This is a genomic window from Kitasatospora sp. NPDC101155 (genome assembly GCF_044768305.1).
In the GTDB taxonomy this organism is placed as follows: Bacteria; Actinomycetota; Actinomycetes; order Streptomycetales; family Streptomycetaceae; genus Kitasatospora.
Genome location: NZ_JBIWPN010000016.1, coordinates 14,090 through 39,559, shown reverse-complemented (window position 1 = coordinate 39,559; position 25,470 = coordinate 14,090). Strand labels below are relative to the sequence as shown.

23 protein-coding genes and 4 pseudogenes are annotated in these 25,470 nt (G+C 71.4%); 10 read left to right on the top strand and 17 right to left on the bottom strand.

What is annotated here, in order from left to right; translation table 11 throughout:
* Positions 1-94: 94 nt before the first annotated feature.
* Positions 95-844, bottom strand: coding sequence for a sulfite exporter TauE/SafE family protein (locus tag ACIRYZ_RS24360; RefSeq protein WP_402947526.1), 750 nt, complete (start codon positions 842-844; stop codon positions 95-97).
* Entirely contained in the window at positions 841-1,200 is a 360-nt protein-coding gene (locus tag ACIRYZ_RS24355) for a rhodanese-like domain-containing protein (protein WP_402947523.1), read from the bottom strand. The genes ACIRYZ_RS24360 and ACIRYZ_RS24355 overlap by 4 nt, the downstream gene beginning before the upstream one ends.
* A 441-nt stretch (positions 1,201-1,641) precedes the next feature.
* Between ACIRYZ_RS24355 and ACIRYZ_RS24350 the strand changes: the two genes are divergently transcribed.
* On the top strand, positions 1,642-3,027 hold the full coding sequence (locus ACIRYZ_RS24350; protein ID WP_402947521.1) for a rhodanese-like domain-containing protein: 1,386 nt from the start codon (positions 1,642-1,644) through the stop codon (positions 3,025-3,027).
* Between the two features lie 45 nt (positions 3,028-3,072).
* On the opposite strand, the gene ACIRYZ_RS24345 is transcribed toward ACIRYZ_RS24350, so the two are convergent.
* The gene (locus ACIRYZ_RS24345; protein ID WP_402947518.1) at positions 3,073-4,545 is read right to left on the bottom strand and encodes a LamG domain-containing protein; all 1,473 of its coding nucleotides are present in this window, start codon (positions 4,543-4,545) and stop codon (positions 3,073-3,075) included.
* Between the two features lie 189 nt (positions 4,546-4,734).
* Positions 4,735-5,448 (bottom strand): hypothetical protein, encoded by a 714-nt coding sequence (locus ACIRYZ_RS24340; protein WP_402947515.1) that lies wholly within the window; start codon positions 5,446-5,448, stop codon positions 4,735-4,737.
* A gap of 472 nt (positions 5,449-5,920) precedes the next feature.
* Between ACIRYZ_RS24340 and ppgK the strand changes: the two genes are divergently transcribed.
* The 4 genes and pseudogenes from ppgK (at position 5,921) to gnd (ending at position 8,296) form a co-directional block, all read left to right on the top strand.
* Entirely contained in the window at positions 5,921-6,691 is a 771-nt protein-coding gene (ppgK, locus tag ACIRYZ_RS24335) for a polyphosphate--glucose phosphotransferase (protein ID WP_402947513.1), read from the top strand.
* Between the two features lie 15 nt (positions 6,692-6,706).
* Positions 6,707-6,820 (top strand): annotated as a pseudogene (locus ACIRYZ_RS24330) (hypothetical protein); the annotation flags it as partial.
* A gap of 64 nt (positions 6,821-6,884) precedes the next feature.
* Positions 6,885-7,268: a hypothetical protein gene (locus tag ACIRYZ_RS24325; protein ID WP_402947511.1), complete on the top strand. Its 384-nt coding sequence runs from the start codon at positions 6,885-6,887 to the stop codon at positions 7,266-7,268.
* Complete coding sequence (gene gnd / locus ACIRYZ_RS24320; protein WP_402947509.1) at positions 7,265-8,296, top strand: phosphogluconate dehydrogenase (NAD(+)-dependent, decarboxylating); 1,032 nt, start codon at positions 7,265-7,267, stop codon at positions 8,294-8,296. The genes ACIRYZ_RS24325 and gnd overlap by 4 nt, the downstream gene beginning before the upstream one ends.
* A 705-nt stretch (positions 8,297-9,001) precedes the next feature.
* On the opposite strand, the pseudogene ACIRYZ_RS24315 reads toward gnd, so the two are convergent.
* The 4 genes and pseudogenes from ACIRYZ_RS24315 to ACIRYZ_RS24300 form a co-directional block, all read right to left on the bottom strand.
* A pseudogene (locus ACIRYZ_RS24315) lies at positions 9,002-9,502 on the bottom strand (FAD-dependent oxidoreductase); the annotation flags it as partial.
* Positions 9,492-9,728 (bottom strand): ferredoxin, encoded by a 237-nt coding sequence (locus ACIRYZ_RS24310; protein WP_402947506.1) that lies wholly within the window; start codon positions 9,726-9,728, stop codon positions 9,492-9,494. The pseudogene ACIRYZ_RS24315 and the gene ACIRYZ_RS24310, both read right to left, overlap by 11 nt.
* Before the next feature lie 529 nt (positions 9,729-10,257).
* Positions 10,258-10,671, bottom strand: coding sequence for a RidA family protein (locus ACIRYZ_RS24305; RefSeq protein WP_402947504.1), 414 nt, complete (start codon positions 10,669-10,671; stop codon positions 10,258-10,260).
* Between the two features lie 47 nt (positions 10,672-10,718).
* Positions 10,719-11,393: an HD domain-containing protein gene (locus tag ACIRYZ_RS24300; protein ID WP_402947501.1), complete on the bottom strand. Its 675-nt coding sequence runs from the start codon at positions 11,391-11,393 to the stop codon at positions 10,719-10,721.
* Between the two features lie 71 nt (positions 11,394-11,464).
* Between ACIRYZ_RS24300 and ACIRYZ_RS24295 the strand changes: the two genes are divergently transcribed.
* Entirely contained in the window at positions 11,465-12,445 is a 981-nt protein-coding gene (locus ACIRYZ_RS24295) for a GlxA family transcriptional regulator (protein WP_402947499.1), read from the top strand.
* Between the two features lie 34 nt (positions 12,446-12,479).
* On the opposite strand, the pseudogene ACIRYZ_RS24290 reads toward ACIRYZ_RS24295, so the two are convergent.
* Together ACIRYZ_RS24290 and ACIRYZ_RS24285 are read right to left on the bottom strand one after the other, a co-directional pair.
* A pseudogene (locus ACIRYZ_RS24290) lies at positions 12,480-12,683 on the bottom strand (FAD-dependent oxidoreductase); the annotation flags it as partial.
* Positions 12,680-12,907: a ferredoxin gene (locus tag ACIRYZ_RS24285; protein WP_402947497.1), complete on the bottom strand. Its 228-nt coding sequence runs from the start codon at positions 12,905-12,907 to the stop codon at positions 12,680-12,682. The gene ACIRYZ_RS24285 and the pseudogene ACIRYZ_RS24290, both read right to left, overlap by 4 nt.
* 131 nt (positions 12,908-13,038) lie before the next feature.
* On the opposite strand from ACIRYZ_RS24285, the pseudogene ACIRYZ_RS24280 reads away from it, so the two are divergent.
* A pseudogene (locus ACIRYZ_RS24280) lies at positions 13,039-13,194 on the top strand (acyl carrier protein); the annotation flags it as partial.
* A gap of 385 nt (positions 13,195-13,579) precedes the next feature.
* Here the strand turns inward: ACIRYZ_RS24280 and ACIRYZ_RS24275 are convergent.
* Both ACIRYZ_RS24275 and ACIRYZ_RS24270 read right to left on the bottom strand, forming a co-directional pair.
* The gene (locus ACIRYZ_RS24275; RefSeq protein WP_402947494.1) at positions 13,580-15,115 is read right to left on the bottom strand and encodes a DEAD/DEAH box helicase; all 1,536 of its coding nucleotides are present in this window, start codon (positions 15,113-15,115) and stop codon (positions 13,580-13,582) included.
* A 374-nt stretch (positions 15,116-15,489) separates the two neighbouring features.
* Positions 15,490-15,693, bottom strand: coding sequence for a cold-shock protein (locus ACIRYZ_RS24270; protein ID WP_045694210.1), 204 nt, complete (start codon positions 15,691-15,693; stop codon positions 15,490-15,492).
* Positions 15,694-16,206: 513 nt separating this feature from the next.
* On the opposite strand from ACIRYZ_RS24270, the gene ACIRYZ_RS24265 reads away from it, so the two are divergent.
* Entirely contained in the window at positions 16,207-16,434 is a 228-nt protein-coding gene (locus ACIRYZ_RS24265) for a hypothetical protein (protein ID WP_402947493.1), read from the top strand.
* 198 nt (positions 16,435-16,632) lie between these two features.
* On the opposite strand, the gene ACIRYZ_RS24260 is transcribed toward ACIRYZ_RS24265, so the two are convergent.
* The 3 genes from ACIRYZ_RS24260 to ACIRYZ_RS24250 all read right to left on the bottom strand — a co-directional run bounded on the left by ACIRYZ_RS24260 (position 16,633) and on the right by ACIRYZ_RS24250 (position 20,180).
* Complete coding sequence (locus ACIRYZ_RS24260) at positions 16,633-17,904, bottom strand: hypothetical protein (protein ID WP_402947490.1); 1,272 nt, start codon at positions 17,902-17,904, stop codon at positions 16,633-16,635.
* Positions 17,905-17,922: 18 nt separating this feature from the next.
* Positions 17,923-19,431, bottom strand: coding sequence for a class I SAM-dependent methyltransferase (locus ACIRYZ_RS24255; RefSeq protein ID WP_402947487.1), 1,509 nt, complete (start codon positions 19,429-19,431; stop codon positions 17,923-17,925).
* A gap of 308 nt (positions 19,432-19,739) precedes the next feature.
* Positions 19,740-20,180, bottom strand: a complete 441-nt coding sequence (locus ACIRYZ_RS24250; RefSeq protein WP_402947484.1) for a hypothetical protein — start codon at positions 20,178-20,180, stop codon at positions 19,740-19,742.
* A gap of 292 nt (positions 20,181-20,472) precedes the next feature.
* On the opposite strand from ACIRYZ_RS24250, the gene ACIRYZ_RS24245 reads away from it, so the two are divergent.
* Entirely contained in the window at positions 20,473-21,414 is a 942-nt protein-coding gene (locus ACIRYZ_RS24245; RefSeq protein WP_402947481.1) for a TIGR01777 family oxidoreductase, read from the top strand.
* Between the two features lie 214 nt (positions 21,415-21,628).
* Here ACIRYZ_RS24245 and ACIRYZ_RS24240 read toward each other — a convergent pair whose 3' ends face one another.
* On the bottom strand, positions 21,629-22,057 hold the full coding sequence (locus ACIRYZ_RS24240) for an SRPBCC family protein (RefSeq protein WP_402947478.1): 429 nt from the start codon (positions 22,055-22,057) through the stop codon (positions 21,629-21,631).
* 222 nt (positions 22,058-22,279) lie between these two features.
* On the opposite strand from ACIRYZ_RS24240, the gene ACIRYZ_RS24235 reads away from it, so the two are divergent.
* Positions 22,280-23,914: an alpha/beta hydrolase gene (locus tag ACIRYZ_RS24235; protein WP_402947476.1), complete on the top strand. Its 1,635-nt coding sequence runs from the start codon at positions 22,280-22,282 to the stop codon at positions 23,912-23,914.
* 50 nt (positions 23,915-23,964) lie between these two features.
* On the opposite strand, the gene ACIRYZ_RS24230 is transcribed toward ACIRYZ_RS24235, so the two are convergent.
* Entirely contained in the window at positions 23,965-25,458 is a 1,494-nt protein-coding gene (locus tag ACIRYZ_RS24230) for an MFS transporter (protein WP_402947473.1), read from the bottom strand.
* Positions 25,459-25,470: the final 12 nt, after the last annotated feature.

The following is a 25,470-nucleotide window of genomic DNA, read 5'->3' as shown; positions in this document are numbered from 1 at the left end:
GGGGGTCCTCTCGGGATGGGGTACCGGCGCGACGGGGCGGCCGTGTCCGGGGAAGTGGAAGGGGGAGGGGAAGGGGAAGCGGAGGGGGAGCCGGTCAGCTGAGGGTGGTGACCAGCATCAGGATGGCGACGGCGAGCAGGGCGATCGCGAAGGCCCGCTGGAGCGTGCGTCCGCTGAGCTTGTCGGCCAGCCGTTTGCCGTCCCACGCGCCGAGGATCGCGGCGCCGGTGAAGGGCGCGGCGACGGCCCAGTCGATTGAGCCGGTCGCACCGAGGCGGGGGAGCAGGGCGGCGAGGGAGTTGGCGGTGATGACCAGCAGACTGGTGCCGACCGCCTCGGCCATGGTGAAGGCCAGTGCCGAGACCAGGGCGGGCACGGCGAGGAAGCCGCCGCCGACGCCGAGCAGTCCGGTGACCGCGCCGAGTCCGGCGCCGGCCGCCGTGGAGCGGCCAGGTCCGGCGGCGGATCGATTCTGCTGCTCCGCCTTGGGTGGCACCAGCATCCGCCAGGCCGCGAGCGCCGCCAGCACCGCGAAGGCGCCGGTCAGCAGCGCACCCGGCAGGTGGGCGGACAGCGCTCCGGCGGCCGCGGCGGCGGGTAGTCCGGCGGCGGCGAAGAGGGCGCCGGTGCGCCAGCGCACCCGCCCGGCCCGGGCGTGGGCGAGCAGGCCGGTCAGTGAGGTGGCCGCGACGATCACCAGGCTCGCCGTGGTGGCCAGCGCCGGGGAGAAGCCGAGCAGGTAGACCAGGGCGGGGACGGCCAGCATGCTGCCGCCGCCGCCGAGCCCGCCGAGCGCCAGCCCGACCACCGCGCCGGCGGCGAGCGCCAGGATCAGCGTGGTCATATGACGTGCCCGGCGCCGCCGCGCGGCGTGGTGACCGGCAGGCCCGCCTGTGCCCAGGCGCCCATGCCCCCGGCGACGTTCAGCACCTCGACGCCCCGCACGGCGAGCAGTTCGGCCGCGCGCCGGGAGCGGTTGCCGGAGCGGCAGATCGCGAGGACGGTCCGTCCGGTGGCCTCGGGCGGCAGCTCGACTCCTGCGGCCAGTCCGACCAGCGGCAGGTGCAGGGCGCCGGGGGCATGCCCGGCGCTGAACTCGGCGGCCTCGCGGACGTCGAGCAGCACGGCGGCGCCGGTGCGGGCCAGTTCATGGGCCTGGACGGGGGTGGTCTGCCCGGGGGCGGGCGGCAGCTGGGGCATGCGTTTCTCCAGTGGTGCGGGCCGGACCGCAGCGGTCCGGCGCGTCGGGGGTGCCGCGGTCTTCACGTCGCCGGGCCCGTGCGGGCGGTGGCGGTGGCGGGTCTTTCCTCGGCTCCGCCGGTACCCGGCCGGTGCCCGGTCCGGCGGCGGCCGGTTCCCCCTCGATGCCCACCATAGTACCCCCGGGGGTATTATCGAAATCGTTCGGAGATACCCCCGCCCGTATCGGCCCTGGAGGTCGTATGCTGGCAGATATACGAGTGGGGGTATCGCCGCATTCGCGACCGCGCCGCGGTGCCAGATGCCGCCCAGGAGGGTTCCCCGTGTGGAGCCGTATCTCTACAGAGGCGGGTCGGGCGGTTGCGTCCGTCGGAATAGATACCCCCATGGGTATGCTTGGGCGTGTGGCCAGCTGGTCAGACGCCAACGAGGAGACATCCCGTGATCTTCAGTCAGTACTACCTGGAATGCCTCTCCCAGGCGTCCTACCTGATCGCCGACGAGACCACCGGCCAGGCCGTGATCGTCGACCCCCGCCGGGACGTCGACGAGTACCTCGCCGACGCCACGGCGCGCGGCCTGACCGTCGTCGGCGTCATCAACACCCACTTCCATGCCGATTTCCTCGCCGGCCACCTCGAACTCGCCGCCCGCACCGGCGCCTGGATCGGCTACAGCCACCGCGCCGAGACCGAGTACCCCATCCGCCACCTCACCGACGGCGAACGCATCTCCCTCGGCGACGTCACCCTCCAGATCATGGAGACCCCCGGACACACCCCCGAGTCGATCAGCATCCTCGTCCACGAGCACGCGACCGACGAAACCCCTTACGGCGTACTCACCGGCGACGCCCTGTTCATCGGCGACGTCGGCCGCCCTGACCTGCTCGCCTCCGCCGGCGTCACCGCCGAGGATCTCGGCGCCATGCTCTACGACAGCGTCCACCGCAAGCTCATGGTCCTGCCCGACGAGGTCCGCGTCTTCCCTGCTCACGGCGCCGGTTCCGCCTGCGGCAAGAATCTCTCCACCGAGAAGCAGTCCACCATCGGCGCAGAGCGCCTGACCAACTACGCCTGCCAGCCCATGGATGAGGACGCCTTCGTCCGCATCGTCGCCGCCGGTCAGCCCGCCGCCCCCGCCTACTTCGGCCACGACGCCGCCCTCAACCGGCAGGACCACCCGCTGCTCGACCGCACGAATGCCGACCGCCCCCTGTGCCCCGAAGGCTTCAAGGAAGTCCGTGCCGCAGGCGCCGTCGTCCTCGACACCCGCAGCCCCCAGGACTTCGGCGCGGGACACATCCGCGGCGCCATCAACGTCCCCATCGACGGCCGCTTCGCCGAACAGGCCGGCACGGTCCTCACCCCTGACAGCACCATCGCGATCATCGCGCCCCAGGACCGTGAGGACGAGGTCATCACCCGCCTCGCCCGCATCGGCTTCGATCGCATCGTCGGCTACCTGCGCAGCCCCAGCAGCGTCCTGCCCGCCCTGGCCGACGAGGTCACCCCCGCCAGCCGCCTCACCGCCGACCAGCTCCGGACCGCACTCGCCGGTGAGCAGCCCCCCACCGTCCTGGACGTGCGCAGCTGCGGCGAACGCGAAGCAGGATTCATCGAGGGATCCCTGCACATCGCCCTGGCCGAGCTCCCCCGCCGCCTGAACGAGATCTCCACCGGCCGCCCCCTGGTCGTCCACTGCGCCAGCGGCCACCGTTCCTCCATCGCCGCCAGCCTGCTGCGCAACCACGGGCACACCGACATCTCCGACCTCCTCGGTGGCTACAACGCCTGGCACACCCTCACCCACCCCGCTCGAGGCTGAACCCAGCCCTCCCGGCCCACCCCCTGTCCGGGCAGCGGGCGTTCCTCAAGGTTGCTCCCGCCACGTGCCCCCAGGGCGTCCGGTCCGGGGAGGCACCTCGACTCCCTGCTGGAACAGCACCTCTGCCCGGCGTTCCGCAGTCGGCGGATGGCCACCTTCGGCCACAAGGTCGTCGACGGCTTCATCCGGACCATGGAGCGCAACGGCGTCGGCCTGGCCACCCAGTCCAACGCTTTCGACAAGCAGAAGTCGATCCTGCTCGACGCCCACCGCCTCGGCCTCTACCCGGAGAACCCGCTCGACGGAGGCACCCCGCTCCAGTACGCCCCGAAGCGCGCGGTCATCCCGTCCCCTGTCCAGGTCCGGGGCATACGCGAGGCCGGTGACGAGACCCTCAACCTCGTCGCCAAGCTCATGAGCGGCTGCAGGCTCCGCAACGGCGAGGCTCTCGCCGTCATCCCGCACCACCGCCCACTCGGCGTCGATCATGTCGCTGTCGTACCGTCGGCTTGATCGTCTGCTGCAGGGCGCTGATCCGCTCCGAGTCCTGCCCCTTCGCCGGCCGCTTGAGCACCGCCGGGTCCAGCACGTCCGGCGCCTGGGCCAGCCGGCCGGAGCGGCCACGGCGAAGTCCAGGGTCGCCAGGTACGGGTCCTGGCCGTCCTTGGCGGCGAACGCCAGCATCACCCGGGCCTGCCGCTTGGCGGGCTTGGGGTCGGCGCGGCACCCGGCGACGACGTTCTCCTGCTGGTGGTAGAGCACGGCCGACATGCCGGACTCGACCGTGCGTCCCTTGAGGGTGAAGTTGTCGCGCCGCACCCCGGGGTGGTCGCCGACCGGGGCGTCCGAGCCGGTCCACTGCCCGTCGCCGGGGAGCTTGCCGTGCAGGGCGTTGTCCGTCTGGTCGTAGGCGGTGGTGCCCGCGCCCTCGTCGAACCGGTAGTCGGCGACCAGGCCCGGCTCGTTGCCGATCAGCCGGTGGTTCATGTCCTCGGTGAGCTCGGTCCGGGACCGCGCCCGGTTCCAGATCCGGAGCTCGTCGAGGTCGCCGTCGAAGTGGTCGCCCGCGCCGTTCGAGCCGGCCAGGGTGTGCACGCCGGCGGCCGGGGTGAACGGCAGCGCACCGCTGCCGGCCTCCTGGCCGTTGACGCACAGCTTCGCGGTCGTGCCGTCGAAGGTGGCGGCGATGTGGGTGTAGGTGTCGGTCGGGACGGTCTCGGTGGAGACGACCACCGTCGGCGACCCGCTGTGGCTGAAGGTCACCGCGCCGTTCGCGCTGACGCCGAACCGGTACTCCCCGCTGCGGCCGAGCACCGGGCCGGCGGCGGAGGCCGGCTTGACCCACGCCTCGATCGAGTAAGGCTTGCCGGCGAACCGCAGCGCCGCCGGATCGCCCAGGTCGACGTACGGGTCGGTGCCGGTCAGGCGCAGCGCCGTCTCCGCGTACCCCTCGGTGCTCGTCACCGGCACCAGTTCGCGCCCGGTGAACGGGCAGGTGCCCGGGCTGCGCTCGAACACCGAGTCGCGGTAGCTCGCGTCGGGGCTGGTGTAGAAGCGGGAGCCGAGGGGCGTTGAACAGGCCCTGGGCGCCCTGCTCGACGTTGAAGGAGTCGACCCGCCCGGTGGCGTCGTTGTGGGCGAACAGCTGCCAGCGCTGCACGTTGCTGACCGCGGTGGGCACGAGCACGGCGGCGAACCGGCCGCGGGTCAGGTTCCGGACGAAGGACAGCTCCTGGGTCGGCTCGTAGAACGGGCGGCCCTCCATGTCCTCGGTGCCCAGGTTGTCCTTGGTCGACTCGGGGCGGGTGGTGTGTCTGCTGCGCTTGAACCGCACCTCCAGGACGGGCTTGAGCTTCCCGTCGACGAGCATGAACCGGTCGCACAGCGGGTGTCGCGCACCAGCGGCACCTTCTTGGCGCCGCTGAGGACGTAGTCGCCGCGGGAGGCGTCCCTCGAACAGCCGCCGCCGGTCAGCTTGTACACCGCGCCGGGGTCCGTCTCGCCGACGGACTGGCGCAGGACCACCACGTACGTGCCGTCGGAGATCACGTGGAAGGGCGCGTCGGCCGTCAGCCGGGCCGTCGTGGACAGGTACGGGTCGATCTCGCCGGGCAGCGGGCGCTCGTCGGCGCCCGCCTCGGCGCCGCCGCGCTTCACGGTCGGCATCGCCGTCGCCCCGACGACGGCGAACCCGACCTCCGCGATCTCCCGGGGGAAGGCCGGCTCGGCCGGGTTCCCGCTCCAGTACGCCGTGTCGATGTCGCCCTTGGCGTGCTGGCCGGACATGTCCAGCACGGAGTAGACGATCCGACGGGTGGAGTCCATCGCGAACGCGATGGTGGTGCCCTGGTGACGGGCCATGGTCACGTGCCGGTAGGAGCGGTCCCCATAGGTCTTGAGCAGGGATTCCTGAGGTGCCACTGTTCCCCTCTCACGCGCGTGGACGCCGGCCGCCGGGTCCTCTTCCGGCCCGGGGCGACGTGGTGATTTCCTCGCACCCCTCGCAGGGCGTCGGCCAGTCTGGCATGTGGGGTTTCAGTGGAGGCGGTGTCATGAAATTACCTGTCGTGTAGGCGACTTGAGCGGAGCGTCAGGTGGCTGGAACCTCTCCTTCCACCTTCTGACCGCAGCTCAGCACCGCTTTGAGACAACCCTCCGCTTCACCATCCGGGATCACATCACCCGCAGCACCGGCCTGCCCACCGTAGCCTGACCCAGAGCCGACCCGGAGAGCCCGCCACACTCCCGCGACCCATCAAACGATCGCACCCCCGTCAACGTGACAGCACCCTCGAACGCACATAGGCTGGATCATAATTGGCGAAGCCCTACGGGGTCCGACGTCCAAAATTCACGCAACACATTTTGGGCCAGCCCCTGAGGGGAGCAGGCAGTGGTGCAGGAAAATCTGGACAAGACGGCCCACGTACTGGGGGTCGACATCGGCGGGACCGGTATCAAGGGAGCGCCGGTCGACCTTGAGCTCGGCAGCCTCATCGGTGAGCGGGTCCGGATCTCGACCCCGCATCCGGCGACCCCGGAAGCAGTCGCAGCCGTGGTCGTGCAGGTGCTCTCCCAGATCGGCGTCCCAGGACCGGTCGGCCTGACGCTCCCGGCCGTCATCCGGGGCGGCAAAGTCCAGACGACGGCCAATATCGATCCGGCCTGGATGGAGACGGACGCGGCCCGGCTCTTCGCACGAGCGACCGGCCGCGACGTGAGGGTGGTGAACGACGCCGACGCGGCCGGGATCGCCGAGATGCGCTTCGGCGCCGGCAAGGGACGCAAGGGCGTCGTCGTGATGGTCACGCTCGGCACCGGTATCGGCAGCGCCGTCTTCTCCGACGGGTTCCTGGTGCCCAACAGTGAGCTGGGGCACCTGCCGCTGCACCACGGGGATGCCGAGAACTGGGCCGCGGAGTCGGTGCGCGAGCACGACGACCTGTCCTGGAAGGAATGGGCGCACCGTCTGCAGAAGTATCTCGAGCTCCTCCAGCGGCTGCTGTGGCCCGACCTTATTGTCATTGGCGGCGGCGTCAGCAAGAAGGCCGACAGGTTCCTGCCGTACATCGAGCTCAGGACCGAGATCGTGCCGGCGCAACTGTTGAACGATGCGGGCATTGTCGGCGCGGCGCTCTTCGCCCCCCGGGAAGCTCAACCCTAGTCTGCCGCGCTCGATATGAGCGCAGGGGCAGTACCTTCACGGAGGCTCGCCTTGAGCAACCATGACCTGGAAACGCCTTCCGTGAACACGATCCGCGCTCTGTGCATGGATGCCATCCAGGCGGCCGACTCCGGCCATCCGGGGACACCGATGGGAATCGCCCCGGTCGTGTACGCACGGTGCGCCGTTCGGCGTGGAGGGCGTCAAGTCGACCAAGCGATTCCTCGGGATGCCGGAAGACAAGGACTTGTTCGTTCCCGACGGCGTCTACGAGCACTTCGCCGCAGGGGTCGGCGCGCGCGGTCGCGAAGCCCGGACGAGCCGGGAGGCTCGAATCGAGGCCTACCGAACCATCCATCCCGAGCTCGCCGACGAGCTGGAGCGTATCCAGCGGCGTGACCTGCCGGAGGGCTGTGAGTCGGCGCTGCCGACCTTCCCGGCCGACCCCGAAGGCATCGCCAGCCGTGAGTCCAGCGGCCGGGTGCTCGCGACCGAGCCTGAGTTCGGCCCCGTCTCGTCCACGAACGCGCTGATCCGGCACTACCGCACGCTCAAGAACGTAGGAGGCACCACATGACGACAGACAAGCCCATGCAGCTCGGGATGATCGGGCTCGGCCGGATGGGGGCGAACCTGGTACGTCGACTGATGCGAGACGGCCACCGTTGCGTGGTGTCCGACGTCAACGCGGCCGCCGTCGCCGAACTGGCCGGCGAGGGTGCGACGGGCGCAGAGTCACTTCAGGATCTCGTTGCGAAACTGAACAAGCCACGGGCGCTGTGGCTCATGGTTCCGGCTGCGATCGTCGACTCCATCCTCGACCAGCTCGAGCCGTTGCTGGAGCCCGGCGACATCGTCATCGACGGCGGCAATTCCTACTACCGCGACGACATCATGCGCGCCAAGCGTCTTGCCGACAAGTCGCTGCACCATGTCGACTGCGGGACCAGTGGTGGGGTCTGGGGGCTGGAGCGCGGCTACTGCCTGATGATCGGCGGCGAGGACGAGATCGTGGCCCATCTCGACCCGATCTTCAAGACGATCGCTCCTGGCAAGGGCAGCGCCGAGCCGACGCCGAGCCGGACCCGGACCGACGGCACCGCCCCGCTCGGGTACCTGCACTGCGGACCGAACGGCGCCGGGCACTTCGTGAAGATGGTCCACAACGGGGTCGAGTACGGGATGATGGCCGCGATCGCCGAGGGCCTCGGCATCATCAAACGCGCGAACGCCGGCAAAAGCCGGCAGGAGGTCGACGCGGAGACGACGCCGCTGCGCGATCCGTGGGCCTACCAGTACGACATCGACGTCGCCGAGGTGGCCGAGGTCTGGCGGCGCGGCTCGGTCGTCGGCTCGTGGCTGGTCGACCTGATAGCCGACGCCTTTGCCAAGTCGCCCTCTCTTGAGGCGTTCGCCGGGCGGGTCTCCGACTCCGGGGAAGGCCGCTGGACCGTCCTCGCCGCGGTGGACGAAGGCGTCCCGGCACCGGTCATCACCACCTCGCTCTACGAGCGCTTCGAGTCCAGGCAGGCCGGGGAGTTCACCGACAAGATCCTCTCGGCGATGCGCTCCGAGTTCGGCGGACACGCCGAAAAGAAGGGCTGACTGCCGTGCATCACGAATTCGAGGTCGTCGCCGACCTCGACGCGGTCGCCGGCACCGCGGCGGCGTTCGTGGCGCGGCCGGCCCGGGCCTACGTGCAAGCCCGTAGCCGATTCGCGTTCGCCGTCAGCGAGGGGGCACGCCCCGGGCGATGTTCGCGCGGCTCGCACATGAGGACGCCCCCTGGGAGCACGTGGCGGTGTTCCGGGTCAGCTCGCTGTTTCAGCTGCTGCCGAGCGTCACGGTTTTCATCGTGGTGGGCGCGCCTCGGGCACTGGCGCTTCGCCACTACCGTACGGGTGCGCTCCGTGTGCGAGGTCGCCACCGCACCCCAGGGTGGGGTTCATGAGCCCGGACCACCGCGCACGCGGTACTGGTCCGGTCAGCTGCAGCCACCGGCGTGCGCCAGGTCGGGTTGGGCATCGGGTGGCGGCTGCCGTGCTGCTGACAGTCGGAGTACCGGGCTGGCTGCTGCTGGGCTACGGAATCCCGCTCGCGCTGGTCGCAGCCGCCCGACGCCGTCCCTCACTGGACCAGGTGAACGGCACCTGGTTCCTCTGGGTGGTCGCCACCCAGTCGGTGCCGTCGCAGCCGTCGGGCTCGACCGGTTGACGCCTGCGGCCCATGGCTTCCTGCCCGAGTTCGCCTCGGTGTGCTGGGCGATCGGGCTGATCCAGTACCTTCTGCTGGCCCCGATGGTCCTGTCCCGGATGCTCGTGCGGCCGCACCGATCACCAGCACCCGGCGCGGCCCGGCGCTCAGGCGCCGGTGCAGTTGGGCGGCGTCGTCGCTGGTGCGCAGAACGAAGACCCCGTTCAGCTCGGCTTCCAGCTCGTGCACCCAGGGACGGGCACGGACGCCGGTGGTGATCAGTAGCCGGTCGTAGTCCACCGAGTCGCCGTCCGCCAGATGCACCCGCTTGGCAGCCACGTCCAGCGCGATGGCCGCGGTCCCGAGTCGCCACTGCGCGTCCAGCTCCCGGCGCCGGGGCAGCAAGGTGTGGTCGGCGGGCACCCGGCCCAGCAGCACTTGCTTGGACAGCGGCGGCCGGTCGTACGGCTCGTGGGGCTCGTCACCGATCATGGTCAGGGTGCCGGTGAAACCCTTCGCGCGGAGCGTCTCGGCGGCCCGCAGGCCCGCCAGAGAGGCACCGACGACGACGATGTGCCCCTCCCGCCGCAGCCGCTCCAGGAAACCGTCAACCGACACGGGAGACACCTGCCTCCGCCATGATCGGCGCGCCGTTCAGGCCCTCCACGGTGATCGGCCTGACCGGACACGCCTCCGCCGCCCGCAGCACGTGCTCGCACAGCGCGTCGTCGGGCATGGGGTCGTACATCAAAGCCTCGTCACCGTGCATGGTGAACACGTCCGGAGCGAGGAACGCGCACTGCGCGTACCCCTCGCATCGGTTGAGATCAACGACGAGCCTCATCAGGTCTCCGCTTCTTCGGTGACAGCGCTACGGACGGGCGACGTCGTCGCAGGCGCTGCGGCCGATCCGCGACCGGCTCGGACAGCCGGTGGTTCCGATCCAGCCCGGAGAACCCGCCGGAGTGCTGTACCTCCGCAGGCCGCCGCTGCACCTTGGGCCGGAGAAAACTCCTCCGAACGGACCACGGACCACGGGCGCGAGCCGGGCCGCGCCGTGCGGGCGCAGCCGTCCTGTTGTGGTGCGAATCGACACGAGGAGTCGAGCCCAATCCGCGTGACGGAAGCGGCGGTTCGCGATGCGATCAACGGTGTTCTTGTGGCAGGGTCCGGCGGGTGTTCCTGGACTACGCGGATGTCCGTCACAACCCCACCTATGCACATGTGACCGCTCAGAGCCTGCGTGAGCTGGCCGACTCCGCGTCCTACGAGGAGCAGGCGGCGGCGTTCGTGTCGGTCGCCCTGCGGAGTAACGAACCTCACGTCCGTCGTGGCGGGCTCCTGGGCCCGGGAGCGGGCCCAGGAGCGGCGGTCTACCGGGACGCGTCGGCGGTCGCGCGGATCTCGACGAGGAGTCCCGGGCTGGCGAGGCCGCTGACCCCGATGATCGTCCAGGTCGGGTAGGGGGCTTCGACGAGGCGCTGTTTGACCTCGATGAAGCCGGGCAGGTGCTGGCGGATGTCGACGTGGTAGCTGGTGACGTCGACGAGGGCGGACGTGTCGAGGTTCTCCAGACGAAGGATCTCTTCGATCTTCCGAAGGGCGATCTCGGTCTGCTCTTCGATGGTGTCCGGGATGGTTCCGTCGGCGCGGCGACCGATCGTTCCGGCGATGAACAAGAGGCCGTGCGCGCGGACCGCAGCGGAATAGCCGAAGCTTTCGAAGGCGCTGGTGGTTTGCCCGAAGACTGCGTTGTCCTCGGGGACCTCGACGGTGTGGACGGTCATTGCGGTGCTTCCCTTTCCTTGTTGACGGGGCCGTAGGCTCCGTGGAGTCAGTTGCCCCAGCGGGACGAACGACAGGTGTGCTCCAGCCGGGTCCGGCCGAAGGTCTCGCGTTCGCGGAGGAGTTCGCCGGGGACCGTGTACCGGGGTGCGTTCTTCGGGTCTTTCGCGGCCTGCGCGACGATCGCGTCGGTGAGTGAGCGGATCATGTCCAGCCGTGGATAGGCGGCGTGCAGGGCGTCGGCCTGCTCGTCGGTGACGGCGTCGACGTGGTTGGCGCCCACTGGGCCGCCGAAGTCGAGGGCGACGCCCTCGCGGACGAGCACGCACAGCGTGCCGCGGCGTTCCGCGATGCCCGGGGAGGTGTGCAGGGCGATGGCCTGCCAGACCTGGTCGGCGTCGGCTGCGGGTACTCCGCGGTCGGTCAGGAACGAGGCGGCCCGGTCGGCGCCTTCGACCTCGAACCGCTGGCTGTGCGGGCCGTCCGACGCCACGCCGAGGTCGTGCATCGCGCACGCGGCGAACAACAGGTCGTCGTGGTAGTCGCGGCCGGCGGCCAGGCCGAGGCGGCCGGCCACCAGTCGGGCGAACAGGTAACTGCGGATGCTGTGGTTGAAGACGGACGGCGTTTCCACTGGCCGGATGAGGTTCACGACGGCGTCGGCAAGCGGTGTGCCGGGCAGCGTGATCAGGTCGGCGGTCGCCTCGTGGGTAGGTCCGGTCATGTCTTCAGCCTGGCCGTGACCCCCCTGACCTGGTGAGAGGCAAAATTTCCATACTTCGATAGAATCTTGCCATGGCAGTGCATCGAGTCGCGGTTCTGGCGCTGGACGGGGTCACCCCGCTCGACCTGGCGATCCCGGCGCAGATCTTCACCACCCGGCCGGAAACCCCCTACGAGATGACCCTGTGCGCGCTGGACGCGAAGGTGGCCACCAGCGCGGGTTTCGCCCTGGTCGCTGACGGGGGCCTGGAGCAGGTGCGTGCCGCCGACACCGTGATCGTGCCGGGATTCGAACCGACCCTCCCGTTGCCGGACGCCGTGCTCGACGCACTGGCCGAAGCCCGCGACCGGGGCAAGCGTGTGGTGTCGATCTGCACGGGCGCCTTCGCGCTGGCCGCGGCGGGCGTACTGGACGGGCTGCATGCCACGACCCACTGGAAACACATCGACGAGTTCGAGCGGGGCTTCCCGGCCGTCACGGTCGACCGCGACGTGCTCTACGTCGACGAGGGCGACGTGCTCACCTCGGCCGGGGTGTGCTGCGGCATCGACCTGTGCCTGCACATCGTGCGCCGTGACCTGGGCGCGGAGGTGGCCAACCAGATCGCCCGCGCTCTGGTCGCCGCCCCGCACCGAGACGGTGGGCAGGCCCAGTACGTGCCGGCTCCCGTCGCGGTGGCCGGTGAGGCGTCGCTCTCCGGTACCCGGGGATGGGCCCTGCAACGGCTCGGCGAGCCGCTCACGCTGCGCGTGCTTGCCCGGCACGCGGGCCTCTCGCAGCGCACCTTCATGCGCCGGTTCACCGAGGAGACGGGCACGACCCCGTTGCAGTGGGTGCTCAACGCCCGGCTCGGCAGGGCGCGGGAAATGCTGGAAACCACGGAGTGCTCGGTGGATCAGGTGGCGCGGGACTGCGGGCTGGGCACGGCAGCCAACCTGCGGCTGCACTTCCGGCGCGCACTGGACACCACCCCCACCGCCTACCGCCGCACCTTCACACGCTCGACGTCGCACAGTCCGGCCTGTTCACCTGCGGTCCCGCGCTCGGACTGAGAATGGCCACCACGACGCTGAAGGGTTTCGGAGGGCCTTTGAACACCTGCTTGGACAGCGGGGGACGGTCGTACGACCCGCAGTCCTCGTCCCCGATGATGGTCAGCGACCCGGTGAAGCCGTTTCGGCGCAGGGCTTCGGCGGCCCGCAGTCCCGTCAGGGAGGCACCGACGATGACGATCCGGCCGTTGGCTCTGAACTCGCGCACCAACTGGCCGACCGCGGTCTCCACGCTCATGACGCCGCACGCCGGTCCGTGTCGGTCAGATCGTCCAGGTAGTCGATCACGATCGCCTGCACCGGGCAGGCCGCGACGGCTCGCTGCACCTTCACACGCCGCTCGTCATCGGGGTTCGGCTCGTAGGAAAGCGCCTCCTCGTCGGTCAAGGTGAAGTCCTCAGGGGCCAGGAACACGCACTGCGCGTATCCCTGACACCGGCTCAGATCAATGACCATCCGCATGGGCGGACCCCTTCCGTCCGCCCGTCCCGGCTGAGGCCGGGACGGCTGAGCGACCATCTGTTTTTTACGGTGTTCACTTCGAGACGAGGCGTGGGAGTGAGGCTGAGACGTATCGATGCGCGGAGGTCGCCGCTGTGCTGAGCTACCCGGACGTGCATCCGGACACCCCGATGCTCGACCCCGGTTTCGACTCGCTGACCTCGATCGAGCTGCGCAACCGGCTGGAGGGACGGACCGGGCTGCGCCTCCCCGCCACGGTGGTGTTCGAATCCGCCACGCCCAGGGCCCTGGCCGAGCAGCTGCGCCCGCCGCCGCCCCCGGGGTCGCTCGCCTTCCTCTATCGCAAGCTGTGTGAGCTGGGCCGGCCTCGGGAGGCCATGCACCTGCTCGTCTCAGCGTCGTGGGTGCTGCCGTCGGCGGCGACGCTTCCGTCCGCCGCCCCACGGAGACTCAGCGACGGCGAAGCCCCGGTGATCGTCTGTTTCCCCGCCTTCGGCTCACCCCCCCGGAGAGTACGGCCTGCTGGCCCGGCACCTGCCGGGCCTGTGGGTGCTCCCGCACCCGGGATACGAGGGCGGCCCCGTGCCGGACCAGGGCGCGGATGGAGCGTACGGTGCGCGGCCGGCCTCCGGGCTTGGGCCGGGCCCGGCCAGCGTGACGGGCCCGACGGTGCTACGCGACGCGGGCGGCGCGCCTGGGCGTTCGGCGGCGGCCGGAGGAGCCCTGGTCGTCGCGGCCGGGGGCGGCCCGGGTGTCGCCGGCGGCGTGGGCGGGGCGGCCGCGGCGGTCGCGACTCGTGGACGGGCCGCGGCGCGGCCGCTCGACGACGGGGTCGGGGATCACGGTGGGAATGCCGGTGGGCACGCGGGCGCCGGTGATACGGGCCAGGTCGTCGTCGCCGGCGCTGACGCGGGTGGTGACGGGGGTGATGGCGGCCGTGGTCATCATGCGGGCCATCGCGCGGCGCTGGTTGGGCAGCACCAGGGTGACGACGGTTCCGGACTCGCCGGCGCGGGCGGTGCGCCCGCCGCGGTGGAGGTAGTCCTTGTGGTCGCTCGGCGGGTCGAGGTTGACGACCAGGTCGAGGCCGTCGACGTGGATGCCCCGGGCGGCGACGTTGGTCGCGATCAACGCGGTCACCTGACCGGTGCGGAACTGCTCCAGGGTGCGGGTGCGCTGCGGCTGGGACTTGCCGCCGTGCAAGGCCGCGGCCTTCACCCCGTTCGCGAGGAGGTCCTCCACCAGGCGGTCCGCGCCGTGCTTGGTGTCGATGAACATGATCACCCTGCCGTCGCGGGACGCGATGTGGGCGATCGTGGCGTTCTTGTCGAAGTTCTGCACGTGCAGCACGTGGTGTTCCATGGTGCTGACCGCTCCCGCGGACGGGTCCACCGAGTGGGTGACCGGGTCCTTGAGGAAGCGCCGCACCAGGCGGTCGACGTTGCGGTCCAGGGTGGCGGAGAACAGCATGGTCTGGCCGCCTTCGGCGACCTGGTCGAGGAGCTCGGTGACCTGCGGCAGGAAGCCCATGTCGGCCATCTGGTCGGCCTCGTCGAGCACCGTGATGCCGACCCGGTCCAGCCGGCAGTCACCGCGCTGGATCAGGTCCTTGAGCCGGCCCGGCGTGGCCACCACGACCTCCGCCCCGCGGTTCAGCAGCCATGCCTGGCGACTCATCGACGTCCCGCCCACCACGGTCGCCATCCGCAGGTGTACGGCGCGGGCGTAGGGGGTGAGGGCCTCGGTGACCTGCTGCGCGAGCTCGCGGGTGGGGACCAGCACCACGGCCAGCGGGTGACGCGGCTCGGCCCTCTGCCCGGCGGTGCGGGCCAGCACGGCGAGGCCGAACGCGATGGTCTTGCCGGAGCCGGTCCGGCCCCGTCCGAGGAGATCGCGGCCGGCCAGCGAGTTCGGCAGCGTTGCGGCCTGGATCGGGAACGGCGCGGTGACGCCCTGCCGGGTCAGCACCGACAGCAGCGCCTTCGGCATGTCCAGCTCGTCGAAGGACTCGACGCCCGGCAGTGCCGGGGTGGTGCTCACCGGCATCGCGAACTCGCCCTGCGCGGAGGCGCCCCGAGGGGCACTCCGGCCGGAGGGGCGTCGGCCTCCGGCAGGCCGGTCGCCGTAGAAGGAGCCGCCACCGGAGCGGGAGCCGGCCGCGGAGCGGAAGTCGGCGTCGTGGTAGGAGGAGCGGCTGGAGCGGGCCATGCGGAAAACCTTCCTCGGGGCGGCACGTCACGAGGAAGGCTCCGTGGCACGGGGCGCCGGACGGAGACCGCAAGGGAACGGGCCGAAAAGTGTGACGGGCGGAGCGTGGACGGTGAAACCGTGCGGCACGTCACCTACGGTCGGCGCTCACCGCGGAGGGCGGGAGCGAAGAACCTCGAACCGTGAGCTGTCACGGCAGGGCGCCGATCCGGACGCGGCGCTGTGCGTCTCGCGTGGGGATGGCCGCCAGTGGCGGAGCCAGGGGCCTGAACGGCCGGGAGGACGCGCCGTGGCGCGATGACCGAGGGGCCCGCACCGGGCACTTGTGCGCGGTGCGGGCCCCTCGCTGCTAGGCGGATGCCATGGCAGAAGAACTACAGCGGGCGAATGTTCTCGGCCTGCGGGCCCTTCTGGCCCTGCGTGACGTCGAACTCGACCTTCTGGCCCTCGAGCAGCTCACGGAAGCCGTTGGCGTTGATGTTCGAGTAGTGGGCGAAGACGTCGGGGCCGCCACCCTCCTGCTCGATGAAGCCGAAGCCCTTTTCCGAGTTGAACCACTTCACAGTGCCATTAGCCATTAAAAATCTCCTTCAAGGGACTGTCCAAAGCACGCACAGCGCGGGCTTCGAGTCACCGCATGGAGCGCCCACCCGGGGAAGAGCCGGGAAAACAAAAATGCGCCCGCAATACATCAGCAGGCGCACACAAAGTTCATGGGAACCACTACTGCAACTGAGACGACTGTAGCAGGCCACGGCCCGCCGCGGTGGGATGTTTCACCCCCGGTTCTGTGGGAGCCCTCCCTGGGGCGGCCGGTCCCGAGCCGAGAGGACCGTGAACACGTATGGAGAGCAAGCCCCTTGAGCATGTGGCCGCACCCCGTCGGGGCCGACGGCTCCCAAGGGAGGGCGATTCCCGCGGTGCGGAACGCCTGCCCTCGCGGTGACAGCCCCGCGGAGGCGGCGAACCACGCCGCCCACCGGCGCCATTCAGGGGGCGCACTGGACGGCGGGCGCGGCATTCCGGCTCGATTCGAACTCGCATGCACTGGAATGGCCCGCGCCCGCGCTTCCAAGCGCATACTGGTTGGGATGACGAAATCTTCAGCAGGTCGCCGCCCCCTGCCCACCAGTCCCTTCAAGCCCCGGGCGGAGGCACCGCCCAAGCACTTCGCCGTCGGCGACCGGGTCACCCATGACGGGTACGGCCTCGGTCGGGTCATCGGCGTCGAAGGTGACGGCGATGTCGCGGTACTCGTCGACTTCGGGTCACGGCAGGAACGCATCACCCACCCGTACACCGCGATGTTCAAACTCTGACCCCGGACGCCCCCGGCGCTCGGCCGATTGCGCCGCGCAGCTCGCGGGCGGAGCCGCCGAGCGGGACGGTGTCCGGAACCCCTTGGACGGCACGGGGTGGCTGGTCGAGGACCGGCCCAGGGTCGCGGCGGCCGATCCGTTCACGCAGGCCCGGCGGCGGTCCGAGCGCGGCGGTCGTCCGTGCGCCGCGCGGACCGGTCACCAGGAGACCGTCAGGTGGGTGGGGCCTCCGACGCCGGTGTTGGAGTTCCACCGAGTGGGGTCGGTGTCGGCGGGGTCGGTCAGGGTGAGGGCGGGGCAGGCGGTGGCGAGTGCGGTGACGGCATGGTGGACGAGCCTGCGGGTGTAGGCGGCGCCGGGGCAGTAGTGGATGCCCGCGCCGAAGGAGAGCGAGGGCGCGTTCGGGGCCCTGTCGGGGTCGCGGTGTGCGGAGGCGAGCAGGAGCAGCAGTCGGGCGCCAGCCGGCACGGTGGTGCCGGCGAGTTCGACCTCGCGGGTGGTGCTGCGCAGCCATCCCACCAGCGGTGAGTGGTACCGGAACGTCGTCTCGACCGCCTCGGAGACGACGCCGTCCTGCGGCGGTGGCCAGGGTCCGGCGGCGCGGAGCCCGGCCACCGTCGTCACCACGGCGCGCGGGAGGAGTTCGCCGACCACGATGAGCTGCTCCATGAGGGTGGAGGCGACCTCTGCGGGGGACATCCGTTCGCCGTCGGCTCCGGTGTGGGCGGTCCAGGCGTCGAGGAGGTCGCCGCCGCACGGGAGGTGCTGCCGCCGGGCGACGAGGTCGGCGCAGTACGTCCACAGTCCGGCCAGCGCGTGGGCGGCCTGGAGTTGGCGGTCCGGGTCTGGGCGGCCCCAGACCAGGTCGGTGAGGGCGGCGGCCTGCGCGACGACCGCCCGGTGCCCCGCTCGCGGGACGCCGGCGAGCCGACCGAAGGCGGCCATGACCGCGGGTTGGGCGTAGCCGGTGAGCAGGTCGCCGGTGCGGCCGGGGTCGGCGGCGAACGTGGCTGCGACTGCAGCGGTTTCCTCGGCCATGGCGCGGTCGGTGTCCGGGGCTCGGACGGCGCGGTCGGTGGTCGGGAAGGTGGCGGTCATGGCCTGCCGGAAGCGGGTGTGCTCGGGCGGGTCGGTGGAGGACAGCACGGGGACGGCGCCGCCGGCGGCCAGGGCGGCGTCCGCTGTGGTGCCGAGCGGTCGGATGGGGGTGTAGCTGAGGGCGGTGGAGTAGGTGCCGGTGGCGTCGCGCAGGACGGTGTCGATGTCCTGGTGCCGGGAGAGCACCCACAGGTCGAACTCCGGGTCATGGAAGACCGGGTGGTGCTCGCGCAGGTGGGTGTAGCGGGCGTCCGGGGTGCCGGCGGAGTGGGTGAGGATCGCGCCGGGGTGGGTGGCCGGGCAGTGCGCGCCGCCTTGGGGGCACCGGCCCGCGCCGTGGTCGGCGCGGGCGGTGGGTTGGGTGAGGGCCATGGTCTCGGGGTCGTCCGGTCAGCCGGCCGACGGGATGGGGGCGGCCGCCGTCCGGGGTCGGGCGACCAGCATGACGGCATCGTCGTTGAACCGGTCGGTGCCGGTGGCGAAGTGGGCGCGCAGCGCCGGGAGAAGGGCGTGGCGCAGGTCGGCGAGCCGGGGGTGGCCGGTGTTCCAGAATTCGGCCAGCACCTGGGCGGCGGCTTCCGCCTTGGCCTCGGCACCCGGCTCGGGGAAGACGACGTCGACCCGGGCCCGGGTGAAGGAGATGTCGGCGAAGCCCTGTTCGGCGAGGATGCGGGCGGCGCGGCTGAGCAGGTAGCCCTGGTGGTCCCGGGGTTCGCCGAGCAGCTCGGCGCAGGTGGTGTTCCAGAGCGAGATGAGCTCGTTGTCCGGGGCACCCTGGACGAGCACGACCTTGGCCTCGGGGCCCGTACGGTCCACCATGCGGGCCAGTTCCGCGACCGCCGCGTCCGGGTCGTCGCAGTAGTGCAGCACCCAGGTCGCCAGGGCCGCGTCGAACTCGGCGTCGGGGAAGGGGAGTTGCTCGGCCCGTCCGGGCAGGACCCGGACGCCCTGCTCGGCCAGGGGATGCATGGCGGCCTCGCGGGCGGGGTGCGGTTCGACGGTGGTGACCCGGCCGAGCCGGTCGGCGATCTCCCGGACCACGGCGCCGGTCCCGCCGCCGACGTCCAGCACCTCGCGGTTGCCGGCGAGCGTGTCGGCGACCAGGGCCACGTCGTGGCGCTCGAACCGCGCCTCCATGCCCAGCCAGCCCGTCTCGCTCAGTTCGTGCGGGCCCCGGTAGGAGGCAGGCAGCGGGTACGGGCCGGCGAGCGCGTGTGCCGGGGCCGGCGGGCCGCCGGGCTTGACCGCTCGGATGAACAGGTGTTCCTCCTCGCCCATGCCGGGGAAGTCCGGCTGGAAGACGCTGAGTTGCTCGTGCACGACGACCAGTCCGGCTCCCTCCAGCAGCTTCCGGTAGGTCTGCGCCGGGTAGCTGGTGCAGCGGATGGTGTGACCCATCCACTGGAGTTCCTCGTCCTCGGCGTCGAAGGGCACGGTCGCGAAGGCGAACAGGCCGCCGGGGGCCAGCCAGCGGGCGACCTTCGCCAGGGTGGCATCCAGATCGGTGCGGGGCATCTGCAGCAGCGGGAAGAAGGCGGTGATCGCCTCCCAGCTGCCGGGCGCCTCGGGCATGGCCCGCACGTCGGCCAGCTCGAAGCGGGCACCGGGCACTTGGGTGCGGGCCAGGTCGACCATGGTCTGCGACACGTCCCAGCCGGTGACCCGGTGGCCGGCCGTCGCGATCCGCTCCGCCGTGGGCCGGCCCGTGCCGGAGCCGATGTCCAGCACCCGCGCGCCTTCCGGCAGGCGGGCCAACAGCCAGTCGATGGCGGCCAGTTGTTCGGGGAGGTGGGCGTATGTGTCCTCGTAGGTCTTGCCGAGCGCGTCGAACGGGCGGGCCGCGACCCCCGAGGAGGCGATGGTGTTCGGCGGGGCCAGGGCGGCTGGTTCCACGGTCATCGTGCAGTGCTCCCGCTTCGGACGTGATCATCACCAGGTCGGACGGGACACTGCACTGCGGAATCGATCACTCACTCACTGTCGTCAACTTGTGTTGACCCATGCCCTTTCCCGGGAGTCAGCCACCATGACCAGCACCACCGAGGCCGGCCACGCCCACTACTTCGCCTTCCGCGACCGGCTACTGGGCGTCTCCACGGGGCGCCCGGGATGCGCCCCGCCGGTGCGAGGGCCGAGCGCCACGAGCTCGCCGTCGGTGGCCGCACGGGGGACGACCACGGGGCCGCCTCCGTCGGCGGGCCCGCTTCTCAGGCCTTGACGGTGAGCCAGGCGCCGAGGCCCGCACAGCCGCGGGCGTCGTAGGTGGTGCTGCGGTAGCCGGCCGGGATGGGCGAGTACGGGCAGGTCCAGATGCCGTTGCGGACCAGCTCGTGGAACCAGGCGCCGACGCCGCTGCAGCCCCGGGAGTCGTAGTTCGTCAGCACGTAGCCGGAGACGATCGGCGAGCCGGAGCAGGTCCACAGGCGGTTCTGGGCGGACTGCTGGAACCATGCGCCGTGGTTGTTGCAGCCGCCGGGGTTGTACATGGTGATGACGTAGCCGTTCGGGACGGGTGCCCCGGAGCAGCTCCAGCCGCCGGCCGCCGAGGCGGTGCCGGCCGTCGTGCCGGTGAGGGCGGCCGCGAGCACGGCGACCGTCGCGGCCGCCCTTCCGGCGCGGGTCATCAGCTGGCGGAGGGTCCTGGTCACGGCGACACCGTTCCGATCGGTCGTCTCCCCGCCGTCGGAGCGGCGCGGGAGGGCGTAACAGCGGGGACGCGCCGCACCCTAGCGGCGGTGATCAGGTACCCGATAGATCCGGATCGAACGATCGCCACATCTGACCGAAAACGGTCTGTCAGGCCTTGTTGGCCAGAATGCCCGGGGCGAGATCCTCGGCGCGACGGTGTCCGCCGTCGACGGCTGGCGGCTGCCCCGCGAGATGGATTTGAACGCGTTCAATTAGCGCGCTACGCTCGAAGCCGGAAATGAGGGGGAACCCATGAAGATTGTTATTCCCGGCGGCTCCGGCGCGCTCGGGAGCCTGCTCGACCGCAGCCTGACGGCGGCCGGACACCAGGTCGTCGTCCTCAGCCGCAGGCCCGCCGGGCCCCGCCGGGTCGGGTGGGACGGGCGGAGCCTCGGGGCCTGGGCGGCGGAGGTGGACGGCAGCGACGTGGTGGTCAACCTGGCCGGGCGCAGCGTCAACTGCCGCTACACGGAGCAGAACCGGCGGGCCATGATGGACTCCCGGGTGCTCTCCACCCGGGCCGTCGGCCAGGCGATCGCCGCCGCCCGCCGCCCGCCCGCCGTCTGGCTGCAGATGAGCACCGCCACCGTGTACGCCCACCGCTACGACGCGCCCAACGACGAGCTCGGCGGGCGGATCGGCGGCGGCGAGCCCGGCGCCCCGGCCTCCTGGGGGTACAGCATCGACATCGCTCGCGCCTGGGAGCGTGCCCAGGCTGAGGCCGACACCCCGCACACCCGCCGCCTCGCGCTGCGCACCGCCGTCGTCCTCGGGCCCGAGCGCGGCGGGGCCTTCGACTCGCTCTCCTGGCTGGCCCGACTCGGTGCCGGTGGCCCGATCGCGGGCGGCGCGCAGTACGTGTCCTGGATCCACGAGCGGGACTTCGTCCGCGCCGTCGAGTTCCTGGTCGCCCGGGACGACCTCACCGGCCCGGTCAACCTCGCCGCCCCGGACCCGCTGCCCCAGCGCGAGTTCATGCGTGACCTGCGGACGGCCTGGGGCATGCCGCTGGCCCTGCCCGCCACGCGCTGGATGGCCGAGCTCGGTGCCTTCGCGCTGCGCTCGGAGACCGAGCTGCTGCTGAAGAGCCGTCGCGTCGTGCCGACCAGGCTGCTCGACGCGGGGTTCGCCTTCGAGCACCCGGACTGGCCGCGGGCCGCCCGCGACCTGGTGCGCCGGCTGCGCGGGCGGTAGCGCGGGCCGGGGCCCGTCGCGGGGCCGGTACGGCTTCGCCGGTGGCGGCCGCCCGGGGCGCGGCCGGGCCGGAAGCGTGGGGGCGGCGACGGGGGAGGGCTCGGCGCCGGAGATCGCCCCGCGGGCAGCGGGCCGGCTGGTCGATCAGGACCGGATCACGGCCGAGGGGGCCGGCGCCGCCACGTGCGCCGGCCTTACCCGATCGGGCGGGCCCTCAATCCGTGGGCGCGGTCAGGAGGTGGTCCAGCACCCGGCCGAAGACCACCCGCCCGGCGAACGCCACCACCGGGTCGAACAGCCGGGGGAGGCCGGCGATCCGCAGCTCCTCGACCCAGGCCGCCTCGCTGCCCGCACCCACCGCGCGGACTCGCAGTTCGGCGTGGCCCCGGACGACCCGGCCCCGCTTCTCCAGGCGGCACAGTTCGGGTTCGCACAGCGCCGTGATCTCCATCGGGTCGTCGAACCGCACCGGCCCGACGCCCGTTCGCGCCAGGATCACGTCTCCCACCGCCCGGCCGGTGCCGCGCACCACGCCGACCCGGGTGAGCGGAACTCGGTCGCCGTGCCGGGGCCAGGCGGTGAGCCGTGCCCAGGCGTCGGCGGGTGGGAGCGGGGAGCGGCGGGTCAGGGTGAAACGGGCCATGCGGCAGCCTAACCGAGCGGGCGCGGAGCCGAGCCCGGATGATCCGGCGGCGCAGTCGCAGGATGTACGTCAGGTGTGGCGGCGGAACGCTTTCGCCGCATGCCTGCTCCGGCGCCGGACGGCGGGGGTGACGGATGGTTGGATCCCGACGGAGGGTCAAAGCTTAGTAAAGTCCGGTTCGACCCCTGGATGTGCCATTGCACATGTCACATCATGCTCATCATGAGAAAAGCCATCGCCCTTCTCGCGGCCGCCGCGGCCGTCGCCACCCTCGGCGGGACCTCCGCCTCCGCCGCCTCCGGGCCGGACGCCGCCGAGCTCGTGGACACCGGACAGGGGAAGCTCGTCTGGAGTTCCTGCAACGACGCCGCCACGCCCGCACTCCAGTGCGCGATGCTCGATGTGCCGGTGGACTACGCGGACCCGCGCGGGCGCAAGATCAAGATCAAGCTGAACCGCCTCCCCGCCACCGCCCCCAAGGAGAAGCAGCAGGGCCCGATCCTGCTCAACCCCGGTGGCCCCGGCGACTCCGGCCTCTGGATGCCGGCCTACATCTCCGGGCAGATCCCCGCCGATGTCGCCTCCACCTATGACTGGATCGGCTTCGACCCGCGCGGCACCAACGGTAGCGACCCTCATGTCGTCTGCGACGCCCACTACTTCGACGCCGAGCGCCCCGACTACCAGCTGAGCCAGGGGACTTCGAAGGCCTGGCTGAAGAAGGCGGCGGGCTATGCCGCCGACTGCGCGGCCGACTGGTCCTGGCTGCTGCCGCACATGACCACCGTCGACAACGCCCGTGACATGGACAGCATCCGTCGGGCGCTCGGCGTGCCGAAGATCAACTTCTACGGCGGCTCCTGGGGCACCTCGCTGGGCTCCACCTACGGCCAGCTCTTCCCCTCCCACGTGCGGCGGATGGTGCTGGACAGCATCGTCGGCCCGACCATCAGCTGGTACGACCACAACATCCTGCAGGACAAGGAACACCAGCGCCGCTTCGACGCGTTCGCGGCCTGGACCGCCAAGGCCGACTCCGTCTACCACCTGGGCACCGACGCCGAGGCCGTGAAGAAGGCCTACGACCAGGTCGAGGACGCGCTGCGGAAGACCCCGGCCGACGCCGCCCCGGCGCCCGGGAAGATCGGCCCGGCCGAATTCGAGGACACCTTCTACGGCGGCGGCTACAACTTCCTGCGCTGGCCCCGGATGGCCACCGTGCTCTCCGCCTACCTCACCCAGCACGACACCCGGCCGCTGACCATCGCCTACAACAAGTACGCCGCCCCCGGCGCCGACGACGGCACCTTCCCCGCCTACAACGCGGCCCAGTGCACCGAGAACGCCTGGCCGCGCGACTGGGAGTTCTGGAAGAAGGACCAGGCCAAGGTCAACGCGGTCGCGCCCTTCTACACCTATAACAACATGTGGTACAACGCCGCCTGCATGTTCTGGCCCTACCAGGGCAACCCGGCGGGCCGACTGAAGATCACCGGCAAGGGCCTGCCCCCCGTCCTGCTCTTCCAGGCCACCGAGGACGCCGCCACCCCGTACGAGGGCGGCCTCGCCATGCACGACGCGCTGCCCGGCTCCAAGCTGGTCGTCCAGAACGGCGGCAGCTTCCACGAGATCCTCTTCCACGGCAACGCCTGCCTGGACGACACCTTCACCGCCTACCTGCGCGACGGCAGCCTGCCCCAGGGCAAGGGACGGATCGCCAAGACCTGCGCGCCCGAGTCCGATCCGACCCCGGTGTACGTCACCCCGCCGCCGGCCACGGCCAAGTCGCTGACGACCGCACCGACCGGTCCGCTCGCGCCCAGTGACCCGGAGGCCGTGCGCGGCGTGCTGCGCTAGACGCGCCCTGCGGGTCCCGGCGGACCCGGCGAAGATCCGTGCGACACGCCCTACGTCCGTTCGGGTGGGGTGACGGCGCTCAGCGGCGCAGCCAGCGACTCCAGGCTGCGCCGCTCCGCCCGTACGCCGATGGCCGCCTCGACCAGGCCCGCGGCCGTCATCAGCGCGGCGCCGATGCAGAAGGCGAGCACGGTGTCGGAGACCTTGCCGCTGCTGACCAGCCCGTTGAACAGCAGCGGGCCGCTGATGCCGCCGACCGCCGTGCCCACGGTGTAGAAGAAGGCGATGGACATCGCCCTGGCCTCCAGCGGGAAGATCTCGCTGACCGTCAGATAGGCCGCGCTGGCCCCGGCGGAGGCCAGGAACAGCACGGCCGTCCAGCAGGCCGTCATGGTGGCGGCGGAGAGCACGCCGTGCTGGAAGAGGGCGGCGGTGGCGAACAGCAGGACGCCGGAGCCGACGTACGTTCCGGCGATCATCGGCTTTCGGCCGACCGTGTCGAAGAGGCGGCCGAGCAGCAGCGGGCCGAGGAAGTTGCCGACCGCGATCACCGCGAAGTAGTAGCCGGTGTGGCCCTCCGGCACGGAGAAGTACGTGGTCAGGATGGTGGCGTAGCCGAAGGTCACGGAATTGTAGAGGAAGGCCTGGCCGGCGAAGAGCGCCAGGCCGAGCGCGGTGTGGCGCGGGTAGCGGGCGATCACCGTGTGGACGATCGTGTCGAAGCCCAGCGGTACGCGCTCGCGGATCAGGATCGGCTCGCCGGTGGCCGCCGGCAGCGGCCGTCCGCTCTCGCGCTCGACGGCCTGTTCCGCCTCGATCACCACCTGCTCCGCCTCCGGCGCCCGCCCGTGGGTAAACAGCCAGCGCGGGCTCTCCGGGACGTGCCGGCGCACCAGCAGGATCACCAGGCCCAGTACCACGCCGGTGCCGAAGGCGAGTCGCCAGCCCACGTCCGTCGCGAACAGTGCGGTGTCGAGCAGGGCGATCGTGGCGAAGGCGCCGATCGCGGCGCCCACCCAGAAGCTGCCGTTGATGATCAGGTCGACCCGGCCGCGCACCCGGGCCGGGATCAGCTCGTCGATCGCCGAGTTGATCGCCGCGTACTCGCCGCCGATGCCGAAGCCGGTGACGAAGCGGCAGAGGAAGAAGAACCAGGCCGTCCAGGACAGGGCGGTGACGGCGGTGGCCGCCAGGTAGACGGCGAGGGTGACCATGAACAGCTTCTTGCGGCCCAGCCGGTCGGTCAGCCAGCCGAAGAACAGCGCTCCGGTGCAGGCTCCCGCCACGTAGACGGCGGCGGCGACGGTGGTGACCTGGGCGGTGGTGATGGCGATGCCGCTGCCGCTTTGGGCGAGCCGGCCGGCCATGTTGCCGACGATCGTCACCTCCAGGCCGTCCAGGATCCACACCGTGCCGAGGCCGATCACGATCCGCCAGTGCCAGCGCGACCAGGGCAACCGGTCCAGCCGGGCGGGCACATCGGTGGCGATGACGCCGGGTGCCGGCTGTCGTGCGCGGTGGGACGACTTCGCGGGATCGGCCATGGCGGACCTCCT